Origin of the sequence: Pseudomonas sp. UBA6276, assembly GCF_002438365.1 — a bacterium.
GTDB classification, from domain to species: domain Bacteria; phylum Pseudomonadota; class Gammaproteobacteria; order Pseudomonadales; family Pseudomonadaceae; genus Aquipseudomonas; species Aquipseudomonas coleopterorum.
Genome location: NZ_DJUS01000039.1, coordinates 1 through 4,748 on the forward strand (window position 1 = coordinate 1; position 4,748 = coordinate 4,748).

Genomic DNA, 4,748 nt, shown 5'->3' on the forward strand with positions numbered 1-4,748 from the left:
ATGACGCTGATGAACGTGCTGGAGAAGGCCCCGCAGGCCACGGCTCAGGATCGTGCCTTGCTGCACGAAGGTCTGGAAACCGTGACCCTGCTGCTGGCACCGATCACGCCGCACATCAGCCACGAGCTCTGGCAGCAGCTGGGCCACGCCGATGCGGTGATCGATGCCGGCTGGCCTGTATTGGACGAATCGGCCCTGGTGCAGGACAGTCTGCAGTTGGTCATCCAGGTCAACGGCAAGCTGCGCGGCCAGATCGACATGCCTGCCAGTGCCAGCCGCGAAGAGATCGAAGCCGCCGCACGGGTCAACGAAAACGTGCTGCGTTTCACCGACGGCCTGACCATCCGCAAGGTCATCGTCGTACCGGGTAAACTGGTCAACATCGTCGCCAGCTGATCGACCGGCGCCCGCTTCACCGGGCGCCCGTCACGCATGCCACAGCCAACAAGGTTTCTAGGGAGCAACAAGATGATCAAACGCAATCTGCTGGTTATGGGCCTGGCTGTCCTGCTGAGCGCCTGTGGTTTCCAGCTCCGCGGCACCGGCACCAACGAGATGGCCATCAAGGAACTCAACCTTACTGCGCGCGACGCCTACGGCCAGACCGTGGTGCAATTGCGCAAGGCGTTGCAGAACAGCGGGGTCCACGTGGCCAGCGGCGCACCGTACACCCTGGACCTGGTGAACGAGCGCGAGGATCGTCGCACCGCCAGCTACAGCGGTTCGGCGCGCTCGTCCGAGTACGAGCTGAGCAACATGCTGCAATATGAGATTCGCGGGCAGAACAACCTGAGCTTGCTCAACGACAAGATCGAAGTGCAGAAGGTTTATGTTCACGACGGCAACAACCTGACCGGTTCGGACCAGGAAGCCAGCCAGGTGCGTCGTGAAATGCGCAACGAGTTGGTCCAGCGCATGATGCTGCGTCTGCAGCAGATCACCCCTGCCCAGCTGCAAAAGCTGCAGGTAGATGCCGACGCACGCGCCAAGGCCGAAGCCGATGCGGCCGCCGAAGCTCAGCGTGTGATGGATGCAACGCCCCAGCAGTCGCCAATCCAGATCCCCAATCAGTAAGGCAGACAAGGGCGCTCAGGCGCCCTTTTCGCTGCCATCGCACCCGTGAAGTGTTCAATCCTGTCGATGCGTCCATGAAAATCAGCCCCGCCCAGCTCGGCAAACACCTACAAGGCCCGCTTGCGCCTGTTTATGTGGTCAGCGGCGACGATCCGCTGCTCTGCCAGGAAGCGGCGGACGCCATACGTGCCACGGCGCGTCAGCAAGGCTTCGACGAACGTCAGGTGTTCAGTGCCGACAGCAACTTCGATTGGGGCACGCTGCTGCAGGCCGGTGCCAGCCTGTCGCTATTTGCCGAGCGGCGCCTGCTGGAACTGCGCCTGCCTTCAGGCAAGCCGGGTGACAAGGGCGCTGCGGCGCTGATCGAATACTGCTCACGACCTGCCGAAGATACCGTGCTGTTGATCAGCCTGCCCAAGCTGGACGGCAGTGCGCAGAAAACCAAATGGGGCAAGGCCCTGGTGGATGGTGCGCACACGCAGTTCGTGCAGATCTGGCCGGTGGATGCGCAGCAGTTGCCGCAATGGATCCGCCAGCGCCTGGCCCAGGCCGGGCTGGCGGCGCAACCGGATGCGGTGGAGCTGATCGCCGCGCGGGTAGAGGGCAATCTGCTGGCGGCCGCGCAGGAGATCGAAAAGCTCAAGTTACTGGCCGAGGGTAACCATATCACGCTGGAGACGGTGCAATCGGCGGTCGCCGACAGTGCTCGCTTCGACGTGTTCGGCCTGATCGATGCGATCCTCAATGGCCAGGCCGAACATGCTCTGCGCATGCTCGAAGGGTTGCGCGGCGAAGGTGTCGAGCCGCCGGTCATCCTCTGGGCGCTGGCCCGCGAGCTGCGCCTGCTGGCCAGCCTGTCGCAGCAGTACAGCCAGGGGGTGCCGCTGGACAAGGCTTTCAGCCAGGCCCGCCCGCCCGTCTGGGACAAGCGCAAGCCGCTGATGAGCAAGGCTCTGCAGCGGCATTCGGCACTGCGCTGGGCGCAGTTGCTGCAGGATGCACAACGCATCGACGCGCAGATCAAGGGCCAGGCGCCAGGTTCGGTGTGGGTGGGGTTGTCGCGGTTATCGCTGTTGATGGCGGGCCAGCGCCTGGCCCTTCCGGCCGAATAGCGCAGCATTCTGGTGGGCAGATGGAGCATCCACTGCGGTGTGTCAGATACATTGCGTCGCTGCATTCGCGGGCAGAGCCCGCTCCCACAAAGCCTCGCTGCGGTATGCGAGATACACACGGGCGCTGCATTCGCGGGCAGAGCCCGCTCCCGCAAAGCCGCACTGCAGCGTGGCGGGCTGATCGCTGACAAGGCTAAACCCATGCTACAGGTTCGGCTGGCATGTTAAGGTTTGCCTCTGCCCCGAAAGCCCTGGACTTGTGAATGTCTTCTCGTCGTACCTCTGGCTGGCCCATGCGCCAGTTCGCCGTGACTACCTGCCTGGCCTTGCTGGTTGCCTGCGCGGAAAAACCCACCGTCGCCGACACCCTGCCCGCTCCGATCGTCCAGCCTTCCCTGCCGGTGCCCATGGCGCCCGCGCCGAGCAGCGTCGACACCCCGGTGCTGCCAACCCAGACATTCGCAGAATGGCAACAGGGCTTCCGCCAGCAAGCGCTGCGCAGCGGCGTCGACGCGCAGCTGTTCGACCGCGCCTTCGAGGGCGTCATGCCCGACATGAGCGTAATCAAGGCTGATCGCAGCCAACCTGAATTCAGCCGTCCGGTGTGGGAATACCTCGACGGCGCCATCTCCCCGACTCGCGTGCGCCGTGGCCAGGCCATGCTTGACCAGTATGCGGACGTGCTGACGAGCATCGAGCAGCGCTACGGCGTCGAGCGCCAGGTGCTGGTTGCCGTGTGGGGCATGGAAAGCAGCTTCGGTCAGATCCAGGGCGACAAATCGGTGATCCGCTCGTTGGCGACTCTGGCTTACGAAGGCCGCCGCCCTGAGTTCGCGCAAAGCCAGCTGCTGGCTGCGCTGCAGATCCTGCAGAATGGCGACATCCCACCTGAGCGCATGCTCGGCTCGTGGGCCGGTGCCATGGGTCAGACCCAGTTCATCCCCACCACCTACAATTCCCACGCTGTGGACTTCGACGGCGATGGTCGCCGCGACATCTGGAACAGCGCCGCCGACGCCCTCGCCTCTACGGCCCACTACCTGCAAAGCTCTGGCTGGCAGAGCGGCCAGACCTGGGGCCTGGAAGTGCGCCTGCCCGAGGGCTTCGACTACGCCCTGGCCGACGGCAGCAGCCGCAAGCCGGTCAGCGACTGGCAGCGTCTGGGTGTAGCGACGATGCCCGGCGGCGCAGTCCCGGCGGGCAGCGAGAATGCCTCGGCGGCGCTGCTTCTGCCCGCCGGCTACCGCGGCCCGGCCTTTCTGGTGTTCGATAATTTCCGCGCGATCCTGAAGTACAACAACTCTTCGTCGTACGCGCTGGGCGTAAGCCTGCTGGCACAGCGCTTCCAGGGTTCGGGCTACATTCAAGGCACTTGGCCGAAAGATGACATGCCCCTCACACGCACCGAGCGCATCGAACTGCAGAGCCGGTTAACCGCGCGCAATTACGATGCCGGCGCTCCAGACGGCATCATCGGCGCCAACACGCGCAAGGCCATCCGCAGCGCGCAGCAAACCTTGGGCTGGCCAGCTGACGGCTATCCGACCCACAAGCTGCTGGAAGCCTTGCGGGCGCAGCAGTAACAGGATGTGGTGGCCTTGGCGTCGCCTAGGCCACCACATCCTGCTCCAACCAGACCTGCCGCTCAGTGGCGTCAAGCCTGACCTGCACGCCCAGCGGCAAAGTCAGGTTCGGATCGCAATGACCACTGCGCCAGCCGGCCAGCACTGGAATGCCATCGGCCTGAAACGTATCGAGCAGCAGCGGCGTCATCTGCTCGACACCGATGCCCGCGAAGTCGCCCACGATCACACCCCGCACCCCACGCAGCTTGCCGGCCAGGCGCAGGTGGGTCAGGAAACGATCCACGCGGTACAGCGGCTCGTTGACGTCCTCGATGAACAGCACGATGTCCTCGCCAGGCAGCTCGTACGGCGTTCCCAGCGTGGCACTGATCATCGCCAGGTTGCCGCCCATCAATCGTCCTTGAGCCTGGCCAGGCAGTACCGTGGTCAGCGGCCACGCTGGCGGATGCCGCAACAGGTCTCCTGCTCCCAACTCTCCGCGCAGCATCTGCCACAACGAAGACTCGGTCGGCGCTTGCTTCTGCGTCAGCAGATCGGATTTGAACAGCGGCCCATGGAAGGTCACGAACCCGGCATGGCGAGCGATGGCCACATGCAGCGCGGTGATATCGCTGTAGCCCACGAAGGGTTTGGGGTGGCGCGCCAGTAGCGGGAAGTCGATCTTGTCCAGCAGACGGGGCGTACCGTAGCCACCACGCAGGCAGAAAATGGCATCTACTTCGGGATCGGAAAACGCGTCGTGGAGGTCTTGCAGGCGGGCCTCGTCGCTACCGGCCAGATAACCCTGGGCCAGCGCAACACCGGGGTAGATCCGCAGCGTGTAGCCGCGCGCTCGGGCCCAGGCGCAAGCAGCTTCGATGTCCAGCTCGATGGGGCCCGCCGGCGCGATCAGGGCGATCGTGCCGTGGTCGGGCAGGCGTGGGGGTAATTGCATGGGAAAAACTCCGCAATCGTGGGTCCGGCGTAGACCAGGCGG

The 4,748-nt window shown here is 64.5% G+C and carries 5 protein-coding genes; 4 read left to right on the forward strand and 1 reads right to left on the reverse strand.

The features are described 5' to 3' along the window. The 4 genes from B2V21_RS04560 to B2V21_RS04575 all read left to right on the forward strand — a co-directional run. On the forward strand, window positions 1-396 hold a 396-nt coding region (locus B2V21_RS04560; RefSeq protein ID WP_286916147.1), incomplete at its 5' end, for a class I tRNA ligase family protein. Window positions 397-468: 72 nt separating this feature from the next. Further along, window positions 469-1,074 carry an LPS assembly lipoprotein LptE gene (gene lptE / locus B2V21_RS04565; protein WP_049860849.1) on the forward strand — a complete coding sequence of 202 codons (606 nt, stop codon included), beginning with the start codon at window positions 469-471 and terminating at the stop codon, window positions 1,072-1,074. A 74-nt stretch (window positions 1,075-1,148) separates the two neighbouring features. Beyond that, window positions 1,149-2,186: a DNA polymerase III subunit delta gene (gene holA / locus B2V21_RS04570; protein WP_286916148.1), complete on the forward strand. Its 1,038-nt coding sequence runs from the start codon at window positions 1,149-1,151 to the stop codon at window positions 2,184-2,186. A 263-nt stretch (window positions 2,187-2,449) separates the two neighbouring features. Continuing rightward, window positions 2,450-3,769, forward strand: a complete 1,320-nt coding sequence (locus B2V21_RS04575) for a lytic murein transglycosylase (protein WP_286916149.1) — start codon at window positions 2,450-2,452, stop codon at window positions 3,767-3,769. A gap of 25 nt (window positions 3,770-3,794) precedes the next feature. On the opposite strand, the gene B2V21_RS04580 is transcribed toward B2V21_RS04575, so the two are convergent. Further along, window positions 3,795-4,706, reverse strand: a complete 912-nt coding sequence (locus B2V21_RS04580) for a S66 peptidase family protein (protein WP_286916150.1) — start codon at window positions 4,704-4,706, stop codon at window positions 3,795-3,797. Between the last annotated feature and the right edge of the window lie 42 nt (window positions 4,707-4,748).

Bases quoted from the DNA above. Each gene is read 5' to 3' on its own strand.
- B2V21_RS04575 (WP_286916149.1), top strand. From the start codon at position 2,450: ATGTCTTCTCGTCGTACCTCTGGCTGGCCCATGCGCCAGTTCGCCGTG.
- lptE (WP_049860849.1), top strand. From the start codon at position 469: ATGATCAAACGCAATCTGCTGGTTATGGGCCTGGCTGTCCTGCTGAGC.
- B2V21_RS04580 (WP_286916150.1), bottom strand. From the start codon at position 4,706: ATGCAATTACCCCCACGCCTGCCCGACCACGGCACGATCGCCCTGATC.
- holA (WP_286916148.1), top strand. From the start codon at position 1,149: ATGAAAATCAGCCCCGCCCAGCTCGGCAAACACCTACAAGGCCCGCTT.